This window comes from Streptomyces klenkii, assembly GCF_003626645.1.
Classification (GTDB): domain Bacteria; phylum Actinomycetota; class Actinomycetes; order Streptomycetales; family Streptomycetaceae; genus Streptomyces; species Streptomyces klenkii.
Genome location: NZ_RBAM01000005.1, coordinates 149,451 through 168,116 on the forward strand (window position 1 = coordinate 149,451; position 18,666 = coordinate 168,116).

General features: G+C 73.3%; 17 protein-coding genes. 6 read left to right on the forward strand and 11 right to left on the reverse strand.

The window, feature by feature from the left end; genetic code table 11:
• Positions 1-30: 30 nt before the first annotated feature.
• Positions 31-330: a DUF5955 family protein gene (locus D7231_RS13860; protein WP_120755722.1), complete on the reverse strand. Its 300-nt coding sequence runs from the start codon at positions 328-330 to the stop codon at positions 31-33.
• Positions 331-493: 163 nt separating this feature from the next.
• Between D7231_RS13860 and D7231_RS13865 the strand changes: the two genes are divergently transcribed.
• Together D7231_RS13865 and aceB are read left to right on the forward strand one after the other, a co-directional pair.
• Positions 494-1,132: a nucleotidyltransferase family protein gene (locus tag D7231_RS13865; RefSeq protein ID WP_120755723.1), complete on the forward strand. Its 639-nt coding sequence runs from the start codon at positions 494-496 to the stop codon at positions 1,130-1,132.
• 108 nt (positions 1,133-1,240) lie between these two features.
• Entirely contained in the window at positions 1,241-2,860 is a 1,620-nt protein-coding gene (gene aceB, locus D7231_RS13870) for a malate synthase A (RefSeq protein ID WP_120755724.1), read from the forward strand.
• Positions 2,861-2,867: 7 nt separating this feature from the next.
• Here the strand turns inward: aceB and D7231_RS13875 are convergent, their stop codons facing one another.
• The 8 genes from D7231_RS13875 to D7231_RS13910 all read right to left on the reverse strand — a co-directional run bounded on the left by D7231_RS13875 (position 2,868) and on the right by D7231_RS13910 (position 10,200).
• Positions 2,868-4,406 (reverse strand): YfcC family protein, encoded by a 1,539-nt coding sequence (locus tag D7231_RS13875; RefSeq protein WP_120755725.1) that lies wholly within the window; start codon positions 4,404-4,406, stop codon positions 2,868-2,870.
• Positions 4,407-4,475: 69 nt separating this feature from the next.
• Positions 4,476-5,858 carry a nucleobase:cation symporter-2 family protein gene (locus tag D7231_RS13880; RefSeq protein ID WP_120755726.1) on the reverse strand — a complete coding sequence of 461 codons (1,383 nt, stop codon included), beginning with the start codon at positions 5,856-5,858 and terminating at the stop codon, positions 4,476-4,478.
• A gap of 305 nt (positions 5,859-6,163) precedes the next feature.
• Positions 6,164-7,570 carry an 8-oxoguanine deaminase gene (locus D7231_RS13885; RefSeq protein WP_120755727.1) on the reverse strand — a complete coding sequence of 469 codons (1,407 nt, stop codon included), beginning with the start codon at positions 7,568-7,570 and terminating at the stop codon, positions 6,164-6,166.
• 20 nt (positions 7,571-7,590) lie between these two features.
• Positions 7,591-8,514, reverse strand: a complete 924-nt coding sequence (pucL, locus tag D7231_RS13890; RefSeq protein WP_120755728.1) for a factor-independent urate hydroxylase — start codon at positions 8,512-8,514, stop codon at positions 7,591-7,593.
• A gap of 8 nt (positions 8,515-8,522) precedes the next feature.
• Positions 8,523-8,852, reverse strand: a complete 330-nt coding sequence (gene uraH, locus D7231_RS13895; protein ID WP_120755729.1) for a hydroxyisourate hydrolase — start codon at positions 8,850-8,852, stop codon at positions 8,523-8,525.
• On the reverse strand, positions 8,849-9,418 hold the full coding sequence (gene uraD, locus D7231_RS13900; RefSeq protein ID WP_422396708.1) for a 2-oxo-4-hydroxy-4-carboxy-5-ureidoimidazoline decarboxylase: 570 nt from the start codon (positions 9,416-9,418) through the stop codon (positions 8,849-8,851). Before uraD ends, uraH begins: the two co-directional genes overlap by 4 nt.
• Before the next feature lie 138 nt (positions 9,419-9,556).
• Positions 9,557-9,877, reverse strand: a complete 321-nt coding sequence (locus tag D7231_RS13905; RefSeq protein ID WP_120756027.1) for a helix-turn-helix domain-containing protein — start codon at positions 9,875-9,877, stop codon at positions 9,557-9,559.
• 56 nt (positions 9,878-9,933) lie between these two features.
• The gene (locus D7231_RS13910; RefSeq protein WP_120756028.1) at positions 9,934-10,200 is read right to left on the reverse strand and encodes a hypothetical protein; all 267 of its coding nucleotides are present in this window, start codon (positions 10,198-10,200) and stop codon (positions 9,934-9,936) included.
• 122 nt (positions 10,201-10,322) lie between these two features.
• Between D7231_RS13910 and D7231_RS13915 the strand changes: the two genes are divergently transcribed.
• From D7231_RS13915 to D7231_RS13930, 4 genes are all read left to right on the forward strand, one after another.
• Entirely contained in the window at positions 10,323-11,147 is an 825-nt protein-coding gene (locus D7231_RS13915; protein WP_120755731.1) for a TIM barrel protein, read from the forward strand.
• A 46-nt stretch (positions 11,148-11,193) separates the two neighbouring features.
• Positions 11,194-12,198 carry a 2-hydroxy-3-oxopropionate reductase gene (locus D7231_RS13920; protein WP_120755732.1) on the forward strand — a complete coding sequence of 335 codons (1,005 nt, stop codon included), beginning with the start codon at positions 11,194-11,196 and terminating at the stop codon, positions 12,196-12,198.
• Positions 12,199-12,203: 5 nt separating this feature from the next.
• Positions 12,204-13,988 carry a glyoxylate carboligase gene (gene gcl / locus D7231_RS13925; protein WP_277875594.1) on the forward strand — a complete coding sequence of 595 codons (1,785 nt, stop codon included), beginning with the start codon at positions 12,204-12,206 and terminating at the stop codon, positions 13,986-13,988.
• Between the two features lie 154 nt (positions 13,989-14,142).
• The gene (locus D7231_RS13930; protein WP_120755734.1) at positions 14,143-14,910 is read left to right on the forward strand and encodes a hypothetical protein; all 768 of its coding nucleotides are present in this window, start codon (positions 14,143-14,145) and stop codon (positions 14,908-14,910) included.
• A 251-nt stretch (positions 14,911-15,161) separates the two neighbouring features.
• On the opposite strand, the gene D7231_RS13935 is transcribed toward D7231_RS13930, so the two are convergent.
• The gene (locus tag D7231_RS13935; RefSeq protein ID WP_120755735.1) at positions 15,162-16,790 is read right to left on the reverse strand and encodes an AMP-binding protein; all 1,629 of its coding nucleotides are present in this window, start codon (positions 16,788-16,790) and stop codon (positions 15,162-15,164) included.
• The gene (locus D7231_RS13940) at positions 16,787-18,538 is read right to left on the reverse strand and encodes an AMP-binding protein (protein WP_120755736.1); all 1,752 of its coding nucleotides are present in this window, start codon (positions 18,536-18,538) and stop codon (positions 16,787-16,789) included. Before D7231_RS13940 ends, D7231_RS13935 begins: the two co-directional genes overlap by 4 nt.
• Positions 18,539-18,666: the final 128 nt, after the last annotated feature.

An 18,666-nucleotide genomic window follows, 5' to 3' on the forward strand; every position in this document is an offset into this window, starting at 1 on the left:
CACGCCGCTTCCGGCACCGCGGACGATCCCCTACGGGGCATCTTTCGGCGGCGCGAAATTGTCTACCGCTTGGTGGACCGCCGTCAGGGACGGCGACAGTGCGCTCACCGAGCCCACCGCCCCCGCGACCAGCAGCAAGGACCGCCGAAGGCGGGACAGCTCGGGGGCGCCCTCGCGGGCCATCGCGTCGAGCGCCGCGAGCTCCTCCTCCGCCGCGTCGCGGTCGGGTAACGGCGCGGGGTGCCCCGCGAGCGCCCGGCGGAGGCGGGAGACCGCTTCCCGCAGCTCGCTCACCCTCGGATCCTCGGCCACTACGGCGCCTTCCGCCACGACACTCCCCCTCCCGCCCCTCCCACGCGCTCGCGCGGATCAGTTAACGCCACTTTCCGTACAGAGCGCCATACGCTCAGCGAAATCAAGTCCGGGCGTCGCACGCACGGGTGATGGGCCGTCGTCCGCCCCACGACCGTCAACGATGCGATATGCAGGGGCCATGACACCTACCACGGACAGCGCGCCCGGCACGCCGGTTCCGTACGGCCCCGTCGCGGGCCTGCTGCTCGCCGCGGGCGGCGGAAGGCGCCTGGGCGGGCGCCCCAAGGCCCTGCTCGGCTTCCGCGGCCGCCCGCTCGTGGAGCACGCGGCGCGGGCCCTGTCCGACGGCGGCTGCGCGCCGGTGTGCGTGGTGCTGGGCGCGGCGGCCGCGGAGGTGCGCGTACACGCCGATCTCACCCACTGCACCTTGGTGGACAACCCCGGCTGGCCGGACGGCATGGGCTCGTCGCTGCGTGCGGGCCTCGCGGCGCTCGCCGCGACGGACGCCGCCGCGGTCCTCGTCTCGCTCGTCGACCAGCCGGGCGTCGGCGCGGCCGCGGTGTCCCGCCTGCTGGCCGCCCGCCGCGCGGGCGCCGGGCTGGCGGCGGCCTCGTACGGGGGCGAGCGCGGCCACCCGGTGCTGCTCGCGCGCGAGCACTGGGCGGGCGTGGCCCGGGCGGCCGGCGGCGACCGCGGTGCCCGCGCGTACCTGAGGGCGCACGCCGCCGCCGTCACGCTCGTGGAGTGTGCCGACGTCGCCGATCCGCGGGACATCGACGTCCCGGACGACCTCGGCCTGCTGAGCCGCCCGGACTGACACTGCGGGCCCGCTCACCCCATTGAACTTCCGCAATGAGGAAACTACTCTCCGAAATAGACCGTTCCTACGGCACCCCGTGCCGTTGCCCCGAGGGAGTGACCGCCCATGTCCGCACCCGCTCCGTCCTCACCGGCCACCGTCACCGCCCGGCCCCTGGAGCGGCAGGAGGAGGTCCTCACGCGGCCGGCGCTCGCGTTCCTCGCCGAGCTGCACCGCCGCTTCACCCCCCGCCGCGACGAGCTCCTCGCCCGCCGGGCCGGCCGCAGGGCCGAGATCGCCCGTACGGGCAGGCTGGACTTCCTGCCCGGGACGGCCTCCGTCCGCGAGGACCCGTCCTGGCGCGTCGCGCCGGCCCCGCCCGCCCTGGAGGACCGCCGGGTGGAGATCACCGGGCCGACGGACCGCAAGATGACCGTCAACGCCCTCAACTCCGGCGCCCGCGTCTGGCTCGCGGACTTCGAGGACGCCTCGGCCCCCACCTGGGAGAACGTCGTCCTGGGCCAGCTGAACCTGATCGACGCGTTCGAGCGGCGCATCGACTTCACCGACGCGCGCGGCAAGCACTACGCCCTGCGGCCCGCCGAAGAGCTCGCGACCGTCGTCGTGCGCCCCCGCGGCTGGCACCTGGACGAGCGGCACGTGACCGTCGACGGCCGCGCCGTGCCCGGCGCGCTGGTCGACTTCGGCCTGTACTTCTTCCACAACGCCCACCGGCTGATCGCCCTCGGCAAGGGCCCGTACTTCTACCTCCCCAAGACCGAGTCGCACCTGGAGGCCCGCCTCTGGAACGACGTCTTCGTCTTCGCGCAGGAGTACGCGGGCCTGCCCCGAGGCACCGTCCGCGCCACCGTGCTGATCGAGACGATCACGGCCGCGTACGAGATGGAGGAGATCCTCTACGAACTCCGCGAGCACGCCGCGGGCCTCAACGCCGGCCGCTGGGACTACCTCTTCTCGATCATCAAGAACTTCCGCGACGGCGGCCCCCGCTTCGTCCTGCCCGACCGCAACGCCGTGACGATGACCGCCCCGTTCATGCGCGCGTACACCGAGCTGCTGGTGCGCACGTGCCACCGGCGCGGCGCGCACGCGATCGGCGGGATGGCCGCGTTCATCCCCTCCCGCAAGGATCCCGCGGTCAACGAGGCCGCGTTCGAGAAGGTCAAGGCGGACAAGGACCGCGAGGCGCGGGACGGCTTCGACGGCTCCTGGGTCGCCCACCCCGACCTCGTGCCTGTCGCCCGCGCCTCCTTCGACGCCGTCCTCGGCGACCGCCCGCACCAGAAGGACCGGCTGCGCGAGGACGTCAGCGTGACGGCGGACCAGCTCATCGCCGTGGACTCGCTGGAGGCCCGCCCCACGGCCGCGGGGCTGCGCAACGCCGTGGCCGTCGCCACCCGTTACATCGAGGCGTGGCTGCGCGGCCTGGGCGCGGTCGCCATCTTCAACCTGATGGAGGACGCGGCGACCGCCGAGATCTCCCGCTCGCAGATCTGGCAGTGGACCGCCGCCGGCGTCGTCCTCGACGACGGCGAGAAGGTCACGGCGGAGCTCGTGCGCGCGGTCGCCGCCGAGGAGCTCGCCGCGATCCGCTCCGGGCTGGGCGAGGAGGCCTACGCGGCGGGCCGCTGGCAGCAGGCCCACGACCTGCTGCTGAAGGTCGCCCTCGACGAGGACTACGCGGAGTTCCTCACCCTGCCGGCCTACGAGCTGCTCGGCGACTGACCTCCCCTCACATCAGGGCCCCCAGCGCCACGAAACCGCAGATCAGCACCGACAGAAGCACCAGCAGCGGCCAGACGAACCGCAAGTACTTGTCGTAGCCGACCTTCGCCAGCGCCACGCCGCCCATGATGACGGCGGTCGTCGGCACCCACAGGTTCATCACCCCGCTCGCGGACTGCCAGGCCGTGACGACCACGGCGCGCGGGACGCCCGCGAAGCCCGCGAGCGGGGCCAGGACGGGCATGGCGAGCGTGGCGTGGCCGGAGGTCGAGGGGATCAGGAACGCCAGCGGCAGGTTGACGATGTAGACGAGGATCGCGAAGACCACGGCCGGCGTGCCCGACACCGTGCTCTCCACGGCGTGCAGCACCGTGTCGATGATCTTCGCGTTCGTCATGATGACGGTGACCCCGCGGGCGAGGACGATCACCAGCGCGGGGGCGATGAAGTCCGCCGCGCCCTGCACGAGCGTGGCGCTCAGCCGCTGCTCCCCCAGCCGGGCCAGCAGCCCGACGAGCACGGCGGCGACGATGAACAGCGCCGCGAGCTGGGCGAAGGACCAGCCCAGCTCCCAGCCGTACGGCGTGGCGTCGGCCTTGCCGGTGAGCGCGCTCGCCCACGGGATCACCGAGAAGATCATGAAGGCGAAGACCAGGGTCACCGCCACGAGCACGAGCTTGTGCAGCCGCGTCAGCTCCGGCGGCTCCGCGGCCGCCTCCGCCGCCAGCTCCCGGTCACCCGGCAGGAAACCGGTCAGGGAGCGGTCGGGCGCGGCCCGCACCCGGCGCGCGTACCGCAGCACGTAGCCGATGGTGACGGCCGTGAGGACGATCCACATCGCGAAGCGCAGCGCGATGCCGTCCCCCAGGGAGATGCCGGCCGCCGCGGAGGCCACGCCCGTGGCGAACGGGTTCACCGTCGAGGCGAGCACGCCGACGCCCGCGCCGAGGATGATCGCGCCCGTGGCGACCATGCGGTCGTAGCCGAGGGCGAGCATGAGGGGCACGATCAGCCCGTAGAAGCCGAGGGTCTCCTCGGCGAAGCCCTCGACGGTGCCGAGCAGCGAGAAGACGGTCATGACGCCCGCGATCAGCAGGGCGCCGCGGGTGCGCAGGCGGTGGGCGAGGCGCTCGATGCCGCGGTCCAGGGCGCCGGTGGCGAAGACGACCGTGATGAACGCGCCGATCGCGAGGACGAAGAGGAAGACGGCGGCCGCGCCGTAGAGCGCGCCGGTCGCGTCGGGGGCGACCTCGCCGGTGGCGGTGTCGCGCACTCCGTAGAGGCCGTTGACGGGGGCGAGGAAGAGGTCGCCGAGCCGGTGCACGAAGCCGCCGGGCGCCGGCTCGCGGTGGTAGGTGCCTTGCAGGGGGCGGCCGTCGGCGCTGCGCTCGTACGCGCCGGAGGGGATGACGAAGGTGAGGATCCAGACGGCGACGGTGACGGCCGCGAGGACGGTCAGCGCGCTGGGGAAGACGAAGCGGCGGCGCCTGCCGCCACCCGGCGCTCCGGGGTCGCCGGCTGCGGCGTTCTCGGCTTCGGCCTCCACGGCGGGGCCCCTCTCGGCGCTGAGGGTGAGTCACTTTGCCCCTATTGTCGCTAAGTACGGGGGTGCTCCCTAGCCGCCACGCCTCTCGCCGTCCCCGCGCCTTCCCACATGGTTGAACGCAAGGTTCAGCAGCACCGCCGTCAGGCAGCCCGCGCTCACGCCCGAGTCCAGGAGCGTCCGCAGCGTCTCGGGGACGCCCGCGCCGTCGTAGAACGTCCGCGAGACCACCGGGATCATGCCGACGCCCAGCGAGGCCGCCGCCACCAGCAGGTTGTCGCCCCGGTCCAGGCCCGCGCCCAGCAGGACCTGGATGCCGCTGGCCGCCACCGTCCCGAACAGCACGATGCCCGCGCCGCCGAGCACCGGGCGCGGCACGACCGCGATCAGGGAGGCGAACGCGGGGCTCAGGCCGAGGACGACGAACATCGCCCCGCACGCGGCCACCACGTAGCGGCTGCGCACCCGGGTGATCGCCACCAGGCCGATGTTCTGCGCGAAGGCGCTGTTGGCGAAGCCGTTGAAGAAGGGGCTGACGGCCGTGCCGAGCGTGTCGGCGCGCAGGCCCGCGGCGATGGTCCGCTCGTCCGCCGGGCGGCCGACGACCCGGCCCAGCGCGAGCATGTCGGCCGTGCTCTCCGTCATGCACACCAGCATCAGCACGCACATCGACACGATCGCCGACAGCGTGAAGTGCGGGGTGCCGAAGTGGAACGGCGCCGGGAAGCCGACGAGGCCGGCGTGCTCGACCGGCCCGAGGTCGACGGCCCCGGCCGGTATCGCGATCAGGGTGCCGGCGGCCAGGCCCAGCAGGATCGCGATCTGCCGCAGGAAGCCGCGCAGGACGCGGCGCAGCACGAGCACGATCGCGAGCGTGGTGGCGGCCAGGGCCAGGCCGGTCGGGGAGGCGGGGCGGCCGGGGGTGCCGCCCTGAATCCAGCCGAAGGCCACGGGGAGGAGAGTGAGGCCGATCAGGGTGATGACCGTGCCGCTCACGAGCGGCGGGAAGAAGCGGACGAGTTTGCAGAACCAGGGGGCGAGGAGGAAGCCGAGCGCCCCGGCCACCATGACGGCGCCGAAGATGACGGGGAGGGCGTCGCTCTTGTCGGCCTGCGTGCCGACGATCGCGGTCATCGGCGCGACGCCCGCAAAGGACACGCCGTTGACGAACGGCATCCTCGCCCCCACCTTCCAGAAGCCGATCGTCTGGAGGAGGGTGGCAATGCCCGCGGTGAAGAGGGCGGCGCCGACGAGGAACGTCGTCTGCGCCGGGGGGAGGCCGATGGCCGCGGCGAGGACGAGGGGCGGGGCGACGACGCCCGCGTAGCTCGCGGCGACGTGCTGCAAGCCCCCGGCCAGCAGGCGGCCGGGGCGGAGCACTTCGTCGACGGGGTGCGGGGCGCGGCCTGCGGCGGGGCGGTCGGTGGGGGTGGCTTCGACTTCGTCTGCGGCCACGACGTGCCTCCTTAAACAAATGGGCCCGGGCCCGCCCGGCGGCACCGGAGCGGCATTCCGGCCCCGCCGGTCCCGTCCACCGCGGCGGAGACGGAGGGCCGGGAGTGAATTTCCCGGCCCCGCAGCTTCACTCCGCCGCGACGGCGGTCAACCCCCGCGGCGGGGACCGGCGGTGCCCGGACCACCTGAGGCGAGCTCGGCACCGCCGGACGGGCCGTCAGTGGCCGATCACCGCTGCGGCGGCGAACCCGTGGTGGGCCCGGCCGAGGGCCGTCCCCCTCGGCCGGGGGTGCGGGGCGGGGGCGTCAGGCTCCCCCGGCGATCCGGGCGAGGCGCCGCGCCTCCGCTCGCGCGCCGCGGGCGATGTCGTCCTCGTCGGCGGTCACGAGCCGGCCGCCTTCGACGACGGGGCGGCCGTTGACCAGCGAGAGGGTGACGGGCGCGGGCGCGCCGAGGACGAGCGCGGCGACCGGGTCGGCGATGGACGAGTGGCCGAGGCCGTCGAGCTTCCACAGCACCAGGTCGGCGAGTTTGCCGGCCTCCAGCGAGCCGATGCCGTCCGCCCGCCCGAGCACCTGCGCACCCCCGTACGTCCCGAGCCGCAGCGCCTGCCGTACGGTCAGCGCCTTCTCGCCGCCGGCCAGCCGGTGGACGAGGAGCGCGTTGCGCAGCTCGGTGTGGAGCTCGCCGGACTCGTTGGACGCGGTGCCGTCGACGCCGAGGCCGACGGGGACGCCGGCCCGCAGCAGGTCCGGCACGCGGGCGGTGCCGGCGGCGATCCGGGCGTTGGAGGAGGGGCAGTGGGCGACGCCCGTACCCGTACGGGCGAAGGCGGCGATGTCGGAGTCGGCCATGTGGATGCAGTGGGCCATCCACACGTCGTCGCCGAGCCAGCCCGTGGACTCGAAGTAGTCCGTGGGGCCCATGCCGAACTTCTCCTTACAGTACTGCTCCTCCTCGACGGTCTCGGAGCCGTGCGTGTGCAGGCGCACCCCCTTGCGGCGGGCGAGCACGGCGGCCTCGCGCAGCAGCTCGGTGCTGACGGAGAAGGGGGAGCAGGGCGCGACGCCGACGCGCAGCATGGAGTCGAACGCCGGGTCGTGGTGGGCGTCGATCGCCTCCTCGGTGGCGGCGAGCGCCGCGTCGGTGCTCTCGACCGCGAAGTCCGGCGGCAGACCGCCGTCGGACTGCCCGAGGTCCATCGAGCCGCGCGTGGGGTGGAAGCGGACGCCCATCTCGCGGGCGGCGCGGATCTCGGCGCCGAGGAGGTCGCCCGCGCCCTCCGGGAAGACGTAGTGGTGGTCCATCGCGGTGGTGACGCCGCCGCGGGCCATCATCGCCAGCGAGCCGCGCGCGGCCGCGTACACCATGGGCTCGTCGATGCGGGCCCAGGTAGGGTAGAGGGCGACGAGCCAGTCGAAGAGGTTGCAGTCCTGGGCGAGGCCGCGGGTGATCCACTGGTAGAAGTGGTGGTGGGTGTTGACCAGGCCGGGGGTGGCCAGGTGGCCGGTGCCGTCGACGCGCCGGACGACGCCGGCGAGCCCGGCGGGCGCGGGCCCGGGGCCGACGGATTCGATGCGGTTGCCGGCGACGACGACGTGTCCCGAGGCGTACTCGGTGCCGTCCGGATCGACGGTGGCGATGGCGCAGTTCTCGATGACGAGGCGCTCGGTGCTGCCGGCACCTGCGGCCGGTGCGGGGGGTGCGACCACGGTGATTCCTCGCTGTCGGTTCAGGGAAGGTTCGTCAGGTCCACCGGGACGGCCGCCGTCACGCCGTCGCGCAGGACGGTGGCCTCGATGAGGCCGTACGGGCGGTCGGCCGCGAAGTACACCTCGTTGTCGTTGTCGAGCCCGAAGGGGCGCAGGTCGGCCAGGAAGTGGTGCTTGTTGGGCAGCGAGAGGCGTATCTCGTCGATGCCGGGCTCCTGGTCGACGACGCGGGAGCCCATGGCGTAGAGGGTCTGCTGGAGGGAGAGGGAGTACGTGCCGGCGAAGGCGGCCAGCAGGTGGCCGCGCGCCCGCTCGTAGGACGCGTCCCAGTCCGGCTTGTCCCCCTCGGGCCGGCCGGCGTGCCGCCAGCAGGCATTGACCTCGGTGGCGAGGATCCGGTCGCGGGTCTCGGGGAGGGTGGTGTAGCGGTCCTTCACGTAGCCGTGGAACTCGGAGTCGGTGGTGTTCATGACGACGAGGCCTTTGAGGCCGGAGAGGACCTGCCACTGCTCGCCCTGTCCGCCGTGTCCGTTGCTCTGCCCGTGGTAGGTGACCTGCGCGGTGCGGGTCTCCTGGCCGCGGCGGACGAAGGAGTGCGCGGCGTCGCCGTCCGCCGGTATCCGGTCCCAGCCGTACTCCTCGACGCGGATCCGGGCGGTGTGGATCGTCTCCTGCCCGGAGACGAAGTGGCGCGCGAGCCGCACGGCGAAGTCCTCGGCGGACGCGATGCCGTGCTCCTTGGCGAAGGCGAACACGGTGTTCTTGGTGGTGTCCGTGGGCAGGACGCCGGCGTTGGAGCCCTTGGTGTGGACGTCACTCATGGCGCCGGAGAGGGCGATGGAGACGTTGAGGTCCCTGATGTGGTGGACGGGGCCTTCGCGGGTGACCCGGACGACGCGGGTTTCGGCTTTGCCGTACTGGTTCTGGCCGAGAACGGTGGGCATGGTGGGTGCTAGCTCCCTCGGTACACGGAATAGCCGAACGGACTGAGCAGCAGCGGTACGTGGTGGTGCTCGCCGGGGGCGACCGCGAAGGCCACGGCCACCTCCGGGAAGAACGGGGTGTGCTTCGCGACGTCGAACCGGAGCTGGACGTGCGCCGTCCCCTCCGGCGGCGCGGGGAGCGCGGCGCACCGCCCGTCCGCGTCCGTCACGGCGGTGCCGCACACCGACCAGGGCGCGTCGTCGCCGCTGCGGGCCGACAGCTCGACGGCGACGCCCTCGGCGGGGCGGCCGGCGGCGGTGTCCAGGACGTGCGTGGAGAGGGTGGCGGTGGGCTTCACGGGCGGGGGCCTCCGTGTCGGGGATCCGGCTCGTACGCCTCGGCCGGCTCGTACGCCTCGGCCGGGTCCTCCATCAGACGCGTCAGCCTGATGCGGTTGATCCTGCCCAGTTCCGTACGTACGGTCTCGCGTTCGCGCTCCGGCGTGTTGCCGATCCGGCGGCGGATCGCGTCGAGCATCTGCGCGGCGCCGAGCCCGGTGGCGCAGATCAGGAAGACGTGCCCGAACTTCCGCTGGTAGGCGAGGTTGAGTTCGAGCATCTCGGCCCGGAGCCCGGGCGGCGCCTGCGCCATGCCGCGCTGCTCGCGCGCGGAGGCCGGGTCGTCGGGCTTCGGGCGCCCGATGGGCGGGTGCGCCGCCATGGCCTCGGTCAGGGCGGACGCCGAGAGCGCGGCCGTGGCGGCGTCGCTCGCGGCGAGGAGGGCGTCGGCGCCGGGGTAGGGGCGCCGGGCGAGGAGCGCGTCCGCCCACGCACGACTGGCACAGATGGCGTGCAGTGCGGCGCGGGCCGCGCCGTCCTCGGCTGCGTTGAACCGGGTGAGTCCCGGCGGCGAGCTCGGAGTCACGGGCGCCTCCGTGGCGGTGACGGGCTGCGGACTTCGCTGACGACTGCGCATAGCTAACGCCCCGGCGAACGCCGCGTCAACAGTTTGTTGAAGAAGTCGCCCCGCAGGAGATCCCTTGAGAGGCCCTTGGGAGATCCCTCAGGAGGCCCCGGAACCGCCTTCCCGGTTCAGGTAGTTGTAGATCGTGAAGCGGCTGACACCGAGCGCCGCGGCCACGGTCTCCACGCCGTGCCGCAGGGAGAAGGCGCCGCGCTCCTCCAGCGCGCGCACGACCGACTGCTTGGTGCGCCGGTCGAGTTCGGCCAGGGGTCTGCCGTGCCGGCGCTCCAGGTCGGCCAGCATGTGGTCCAGGGAGGCCGAGAGGCGCGGCAGCCGGACGGCGACGACCTCGCGGCCCTCCCAGGACAGCACCACGTCGCCGTCCGCGGCGCGCTCCGGGTCGATCATCTCCCCGCCCATGGCGTCGACCAGCGGCGCGACGGCCTCCCGGAGGGGGTGGGCGGCGGCTTCCCCGGTCACGGCGCCCCCTCCGCCGGCCCGCCCTCGCCGACCACGCTGACCTGGAGCGACACCCGGGTGGCGCCGGCTTCCAGCGAGGCGCTCAGCACCTGCCGCACGGCGGCGAGCACGGCGGCGCCGGCGCCCTCCGCGGTGTTGCCGAAGGGGCCGACGTCCACGGTGTCGAGGCCGGCGCCGCGCAGGGCGTCCCGGGCGGCCTCGGCGTGGGGCGGCACCCGGTCGAGGTCGAACGGTTCGGTCGTGAATTCCACTCGCAATCGCACGCCGGTCAACCTACTCGCCCTGACGCTCGCCTTGACAGGAGGCGGGAACGGCAGCACGCTTCCGTAAAACAAAATCTCTTTTCCGTAATACGGAACACCGACACGGAAGGAGAGTGCACGGGATGCCCTTCCCCCGGCACCGCTTCGCCGTCAACCTGTCGATGCTCTTCACCGGACTGCCGCTCCTGGAACGGCCCGCCGCGGCGGCGGCCGCGGGCTTCGGAGCCGTCGAGATGTGGTGGCCCTGGCCGGAGACCCCCAATCCGCCTGATCGTGAACTCGACGCCCTGCGTAAGGCGTTGGACGATGCCGGTACGCGGCTGGTGGGGCTGAACTTCTACGCCGGGCGGCTGCCCGGGCCCGACCGGGGCGCCCTCTCCGTCCCCGGCGTGGAGTCCGCCCGCTTCCGCGCCAACCTCGCCGTGGCGGCCGGGTTCGCGGCCTCGCTGGGGTGCACGGCGCTCAACGCCCTGTACGGCAACCGCGTTGCGGGCGCCGATCCGCGGGCCCAGGACGCGCTCGCGCTGGAGAACCTCGTACGGGCCGCGGAGGCGGCGGACCGGGTGGGCGCGCAGGTGCTGATCGAGGCCCTCAACCCCGCCGAGTCCCCCGCGTACCCGCTCACCGGGTCGGCGGCGGCCGTCGCAGTCGTGGACGAGGTCAACAAGGCGAGCGGGCTCGGCAACGCCCGGTTCCTGATGGACCTGTACCACCTGGCGACGGCGGGCGAGGACCTGGCCGCGGCGATCACCGCGCACGGGGGCACGTGCGGCCACGTCCAGCTGGCGGACGCCCCGGGCCGCGGCCGGCCCGGCACCGGCGCGCTGGACGTCCCGGACCTGCTGTCCCGGCTCGACGAGGCGGGTTACGGGGGCTGGGTGGGCCTGGAATACCGGGGCGGGGGCGCCTCCGGCGCGGGGGACTTCGACTGGCTGGACGAGCTGTGACAACGCTCCCAGGAACCAACCCGCCTACAACGTAAGGAGCCCCCTCATGCCCACTCCCACACCCACGACCCTCCCCCGCATCGCCTGGATCGGGCTCGGGATCATGGGGCTGCCCATGGCCTCGAACCTGGTCAAAGCCGGGTACGACGTCACCGGGCACACCCTCGAACAGGCCGGCCTCGACCGGCTGGCCGCCGTGGGCGGCACGCCCGCGCCCTCCGTCGCCGCCGCCGTCCGCGGAGCGGATGTCGTCATCACCATGGTTCCCGCCTCGCCCGACGTGGAGGCCGTGGCCTACGGCGAGGACGGCGTCCTCGCGCACGCCGCGCCCGGCACGCTGTTCGTCGACATGTCGTCCATCACCCCCCGTACGTCCGTCGAGCTCGCGGAGGCCGCGGCCGGCAAAGGCGTCCGCGTCCTGGACGCGCCCGTGTCCGGCGGCGAGGCGGGCGCCGTCGAAGGCGTCCTGTCGATCATGGTGGGCGGGGAGCGGGCCGACTTCGAGCGGGCCCGGCCGCTGCTCGGCGCGCTCGGCACGACGGTCGTGCACTGCGGCCCGCACGGCGCCGGCCAGACCGTGAAGGCCGCCAACCAGCTCATCGTGGCCGCCAACATCCAGGCGTGCGCCGAGGCCGTGGTCTTCCTGGAGAAGTCCGGCGTGGACCTGGAGGCCGCCCTCGACGTGCTCGGCGGCGGGCTCGCCGGCTCCGCCGTGCTCAGCCGCAAGCGGCACAACTTCCTCTCCCGGCACTACCCGCCGGGCTTCCGCATCGACCTGCACCACAAGGACATGGGCATCGTCACGGAGGCCGCCCGGGCCGTCGGCGCGGCCGTCCCCGTGGGCGCCCTCGTCGCGAGCCTGGTGGCCGCGGCCCGCGCCCAGGGCGACGGCGGGCTCGACCACTCGGCGCTCCTGCGCGGCGTGGAGCGGCTGTCCGGCATCGACACCGGGAGGGCCGGAAGGGCCGGAAGGTCCGGGCGCGCCGAAGACGTCGGGCGCCCCGAAGGCGCTGGGCGGGCCGAAAGCGCCGGGCAGGGAGGGCGGCGATGACGACGATGCCCGCCATGCACGCCGTCGTCCACATCCTCAAGGACGAGGGCGTCGACATCGCCTTCGGCTGCCCCGGCGCCGCCGTCCTCCCGCTCTACCGAGCGCTGCAAGCCGTCGGCGGCATCGAGCACTTGATTGTCCGTCACGAGTCCGGGGCCACGCACATGGCCGACGGCTGGGCCCGTACGAACGGCAGGACCGGCGTCGCCATCGCCACCTCGGGCCCGGGCGGCACCAACTTCGTCACCGGCCTCTACACCGCGTACGCGGACTCCGTGCCCATGCTGTGCGTCACCGGGCAGGCGGTCTCGGGAAGGCTGCACCAAGAAGCGTTCCAGGCCGTCGACATCGTGGAGATCGTCCGGCCGGTGACCAAGTGGGCGGTGCAGATCAAGGAGGCGGCACAGATACCGTGGGCGTTCCGGGAGGCGTTCCGGATCGCGAGGTCGGGGCGCCCCGGGCCCGTGCTGATCGACATCCCGGTCGACATCGCGCGCCGCGAGATCCGCTACGACCCGGCCCTGGACACCCCGCTGCCGGTGCCCGCCGCCGCCCCGCACCCGCCGCGCGTCGAGGCCGCGCTGGATCTCCTCCTCGCCGCCGAGCGGCCGCTCGTACTGGCCGGCGGCGGGGTGATCCTCTCGGGCGCGGAGGCCGAACTCCGGGAGCTGGTGGAGCTGCTGGAGGTGCCGTTCCAGGTGACGCTCATGGGCAAGGGGGCCGTCGAGGACGATCACCGGCTCCACATGGGCACCACCGGCATCCAGACCTCGCAGCGGTACGCCAACGCCTCCTTCCTGGAGTCGGACTTCATCCTCGCCGTCGGCGCCCGCTTCGGCGACCGGCACACGGGGGCGGACCTCTCCGTCTACCGGGGGCGGCGGTCCTTCGTGCACGTCGACATCGAGCCGTCGCAGCTGGGCCGGGTCTTCGAGCCGGACCTGGGCGTCGTCTCCGACGCGAAGCTGTTCCTGGCGGCCCTGCTGGAGGCGGCGAAGGCGCGCGCCGCCCGCCCCCGGCACCGCGCGTGGGCCGCCCGCTGCCGCGACCTCAAGAGGACGCTCACCCGCCGCGACGACTACGACGCCGTCCCCGTCAAGGCGCCCCGCGTCTACCGGGAGATCAACGAGGTCTTCGGCGAGGACACGTGGTTCGTCACCGCCATCGGCCTCTACCAGATCTGGGGCGGCCAGCATCAGAAGGCCCACAAGCCGCGCCACTACCAGGTGTGCGGGCAGGCCGGGCCGCTCGGCTGGGAGGTGCCGGCCGCAATCGGCGTCAAGAAGGCGCTGGAGGGCATGGGGCGGGGCGCGGAGGAAGTGGTCGGCGTGGTCGGCGACTACGGCTTCCAGTTCACGGCCGAGGAGCTCGCGGTCGCCGCGCAGTACGACGTCCCCTTCGTGCTGATCATGCTCAACAACGAGTACCTGGGGCTGATCCGGCAGGCCTCGGCCGGCTACGGCATGAACTACCAGGTGGACATCCACTACGACGAGACGGGCACCGACAACGTCAAACTCATGGAGGCGTACGGGTGTTCAGGGCGGCGCGTGACGGAGCCGTCGGACATCCGGCCCGCGATCGAGTGGGCCCGCAAGGAAGCCGTGGCGACGTCACGGCCGGTGCTGGTGGAGGTGCTGATCGAGCGCGAGGCGGACACCCCGCACGGCCCGGACATCAACGCCGTCCGCGAGACCGAACCCGTAGGGCGGGCCGAGCCCGTACGAGAGACCGAGCCCGTACGGCGGACCGAGCCCGCACAGGAGGCCGAGCCCGTGCCGGAGCGCTAGCGCACGACCGGCGCGTGCGCCCTCGCGCTCGGCGGCGACACGGGAGGCGCGGGGGGCGCACCCGCCCTCTTCCGCATTCGCTCCCCCCGCGCGCCCGCATCGTGGACGATGGGCCCCGTACGCATACCTCACGGACCCGTTGCTGGAGCCGAATATGGCCAAGAGCGTGCCGGTTCACTGCCCGACGTGCCGTCGCGAGCACTCCTTCACCCCGCCCACCTTCCCCTGCGCGTGCGGTGCGCCGCTCACGCTGCCGCTCCAGGCGGACGCCTCCCCCGAACCCGTCGCGCACCGCACCTGGCGCGACGCGTGGGTGGCCGTGCGCTGCCCCGCCTGCGACCGGCAGGACCAGTGGCCGCGGCCGGAGTTCGGCTGCGCGTGCGGCACGGTGGTGCGGCTGCCCGTACGGCCTCCCGAGGCCGGTTCCGGATCCGGTTCCGGGTCCGGGGACGGGGCCGAGCCCAGGGGCGGTTCCGAGGCCGGTTCCGAGTCCGGGGGCGGCGGGCCCGGCGCCGGTGACCGGCCCGCCCGGGCGCTGCGCCCCGCCTTCCGGCCGGTCGCCATCCGCACCGCGGGCGACGCGGTCGTGGCCGCCGAACGCTATCTGACGTGGCTGGGGTACGCGGGCGTCACCCGGCCCGGCGACCCCGAGGAGGAGGGCGTCGACCTGCGTGCGGCCGGGCTGGTGGCCCGGGTGGACCCGTCCACCGTGCCGACGTCGCTGCGGGACGTGGAGTGCCTGTGGCTGCACGGGCTGGTGGACGGCGCGCGAGGGGCGTTCTTCTCACTCGCCGGTTACGCGCGCGAGGCCCGCTCCCGCGCGGACGACCTGCGGGTTCCGCTGTTCGTGATGGACCTCACCGGTACTCCGCAGCCGCTGAACGCCCCGGCGGACGAGCTCGTCGAGCTGGGGCCCGCGTGAGCCGCCCGCATCGCCAACCTCAATTTTTCCTCTGAACAACGCCCGGACGATGGCGAGTTGAGGTGGACGGGGCGAGACTTCGTATCGGGCCCGCGAAACGGACGGGGGATCGCGGGCCCCTCCACGTTCCGGGCGGGACCCGGTCGCCTTGCCGTCTCCGACGGATCGGGGGGAGGCGACGGTTCCCGCCCGAGCGCGTGCCGCCGCAAGCGCGAACCCCGCGGCGGCGGAAAGCCGCAACGCCGCACCGCTCAGGCGTCCTGGGAGCCCGCCGCCAGGCGTTCCCGGTCGCGCAGTTCCACCTTTCTCACCTTGCCGCTGACCGTCATGGGGAACGCCTCCAGGATCCGCAGACGGCGCGGGATCTTGTAGTGGGCGAGGCGGCCGCGGCAGAAGTGGGTGAGTTCGTCGAGGCCGAGCGGCTTGGCGGGGTCGCGGAGGATCACGCAGGCCATGATCTCCTCGCCGTACTTCTCGTCGGGCACGCCGACGACCTGCACGTCGGAGATCTTGGGGTGGGTGTAGAGGAACTCCTCGATCTCCCGCGGGTAGACGTTCTCCCCGCCCCTGATGATCATGTCCTTGATGCGGCCGACGATGCGGACGTAGCCGTCCTCGTCCATCACCGCGAGGTCGCCGGTGTGCATCCAGCGCTCGCCGTCGACGGCCTCGGCGGTGCGCTCCGGCTCGTCCCAGTAGCCGAGCATCACCGAGTAGCCGCGCGTGCACAGCTCGCCGGGCTCGCCGCGGCCGGCGGTGTCCCCCGTCTCCGGGTCGACGACCTTCACCTCGATGTGCGGCAGCACACGCCCGACGGTGCCCGTGCGCCGCGCGATGTCGTCGTCGCGCCGGGTCTGCGTGGAGACGGGCGACGTCTCGGTCATGCCGTAGCAGATGGAGACCTCGGACATGTGCATCTCGCCCATGACCCGCTTCATCACCTCGGTCGGGCACGGCGAGCCCGCCATGATGCCCGTACGCAGCGAGGAGAGGTCGTACGTGGCGAAGTCCGGCAGGTCCAGCTCGGCGATGAACATGGTGGGCACGCCGTACAGGGAGGTGCAGCGCTCGCGCTCGACAGCGTGCAGCGTGGCGGTGGGGTCGAAGGCCGGGGCCGGGATGACGGCGCAGGCACCGTGGCTGGTGACGGCGAGGTTGCCCATGACCATGCCGAAGCAGTGATAGAAGGGCACGGGCAGGCAGACCCGGTCGGCCTCGGTGTAGCCGAGCGTCTCCCCCACGAAGTAGCCGTTGTTGAGGATGTTGTGGTGGGAGAGGGTGGCGCCCTTGGCGAAGCCCGTGGTCCCGGACGTGTACTGGATGTTGACCGGGTCGTGGCAGCTCAGCTGCGCCTCGCGCTCGGCGAGCCGCTCGCGGGGCACGTCCGCCCCGGCGCGGACGAGGGCGGTCCACGTGGGGTCGTCGATGTGGACGACGTCGCGCAGCGCCGGGCAGTCGGCGCGGGCTTCCTCGACCATCTGCCGGTAGTCGCTGTTCTTGTGCGCGACGGAGGCGACGAGCACGCTGACGCCGGCCTGGCGGAGCACGTAGCGGAGTTCGTGGACGCGGTAGGCCGGGTTGATGTTGACCATGATCGCGCCGACGCGGGCGGTGGCGTACTGGACCATGACCCACTCGGGGCAGTTGACCGCCCAGATGCCGACCCTGTCGCCCTTGGCCACCCCCTTGGCCAGCAGGCCGAGCGCGATCTCCTCGACGGCGCGGCCGAACTCGGCGTAGGTCCAGCGGCGGCCGCTGGGGACGTCGACGAGGGCGTCGCGGTCGCCGAACCGCTCCACGGTGAAGGCGAGATCGGCGCCGATGGTGTCGTCGATCAGCGGAACGGAGGTGCTCCCGGCCTCGTACGAGGGTGTGGTCACCGGTGGTCTTCCTCTCGGTACTCGTCCGCGCCGCCCGACAGCTCGCCGCGCGCGGTGCGTTCGCGCAGCTCGATGCGGCGGATCTTGCCGGACACGGTCTTGGGCAGCTCGGCGAACTCCAGGCGCCGGATGCGCTTGAAGGGGGCGAGGGTGGCCCGCGAGTGGGCGAAGAGGGCCTTCGCCGTGCCGGGGCCGGGCTCCCAGCCCTCGGCGAGGACGACGTACGCCTTGGGCACGGAGAGCCGCAGCGGGTCGGGGGAGGGGACGACGGCCGCCTCGGCCACGGCCTCGTGTTCGAGCAGGGCGCTCTCCAGCTCGAACGGCGACACTTTGTAGTCACTCGACTTGAATACGTCGTCGCTCCGGCCCACGTAGGTGAGGTATCCGTCGGCGTCGCGGGCGGCGATGTCGCCGGTGCGGTAGTAGCCGCCGGCCATGGCCTCCGCCGTGCGCTCGGGGTCGCCCGCGTAGCCCGTCATGACGCCCACGGGGCGGTCGGAGAGGTCGAGGGCGATCTCGCCCTCGTCGGCCGGCTCGCCCGTGACGGGGTCCAGGAGGACGACGGTGTAGCCGGGGCCGGGGCGGCCCATGGAGCCGGTCTTCACCGGCTGGCCGGGCGGGTTGGCGATCTGCACGGTGGTCTCGGTCTGCCCGAAGCCGTCGCGGATCGTCACGCCCCAGGCCCGCCGGACGGTCTCGATGACCTCGGGGTTGAGCGGCTCGCCCGCGGCGACGGCCTCGCGGGGAGGGGTGCGCAGCGCGCCGAGGTCGGCCTGGATGAGCATGCGCCACACGGTGGGCGGAGCACAGAAGCTCGTCACGCCCGCCCGGTCCATCTCCGCCATGAGGCGGGCGGCGTCGAAGCGCGCGTAGTTGTGCACGTAGACGGTGGCCTCGGCGTTCCAGGGGGCGAAGAGGCTGGACCAGGCGTGCTTGGCCCAGCCGGGCGAGGAGATGTTGAGGTGGACGTCGCCCGGGCGGAGCCCGATCCAGTACATGGTCGCCAGATGGCCGACGGGGTACGAGGTGTGGGTGTGCTCGACGAGCTTGGGCCGGGCGGTGGTGCCGGAGGTGAAGTAGAGCAGCAGGGGGTCGTCGGCGCGGGTGGGGCCGTCGGGGGTGAAGGTGTCGGCGGCGTGGGCGGAGTCGGCGTAGGAGTGCCAGCCGCCCGTGCCGTCTCCCCTGCCACCTCCGCGGTCCGCGCGCTCGCCCACCGCGATCCGTGTGTAGCCGCCCGGCACGCCGGCGAACTTGCCGGTGTCCGCGGCCCGTACGAGCACGTGGGCGGCCCGGCCGCGCTCCACGCGGTCGGCCAGGTCGGCCGTGCCGAGCAGCGGGGTGGCCGGGATGACCACGGCGCGCAGCTTCATCGCGGCGAGGGCGGTCTCCCACAGCTCGGCCTGGTTGCCGAGCATGACGATCATGCGGTCCCCGGCGCGTACGCCCTGCTCGCGCAGCCAGTTGGCGACCTGGTTCGAGCGGCGGCGCAGGTCGTCGAAGGAGTACGCGGCCTCGGAGCCGTCCTCCTCGGCGATCCGCAGGGCGGTGCGGCCGTTGCCCTCGGCGATGGTGTCGAACCAGTCCAGCGCCCAGTTGAACTCCGCCGGGCGGGGCCAGACGAAGCCCTCGCGGGCCGCCTGCCAGTCCTCGCGGTGCGCGAGGAGGAAGTCCCGGGCCGCGCGGAATGCGGTGGCGGGGGCGGGCGTTGCCCCCGTGGCGCCCGGATTCCGCGGCTTCGATGACGTCACATGTCCTCCAGATTGCGGGGCACGTCGCCGACCCGCATGGTTAGCATCGTGCGACGGTGATCTGAGTCTCACCACCCCCGAACGGGGGTGGCCGCATTTCAGGGATACGGAGGTTCCTCCTCCGTATC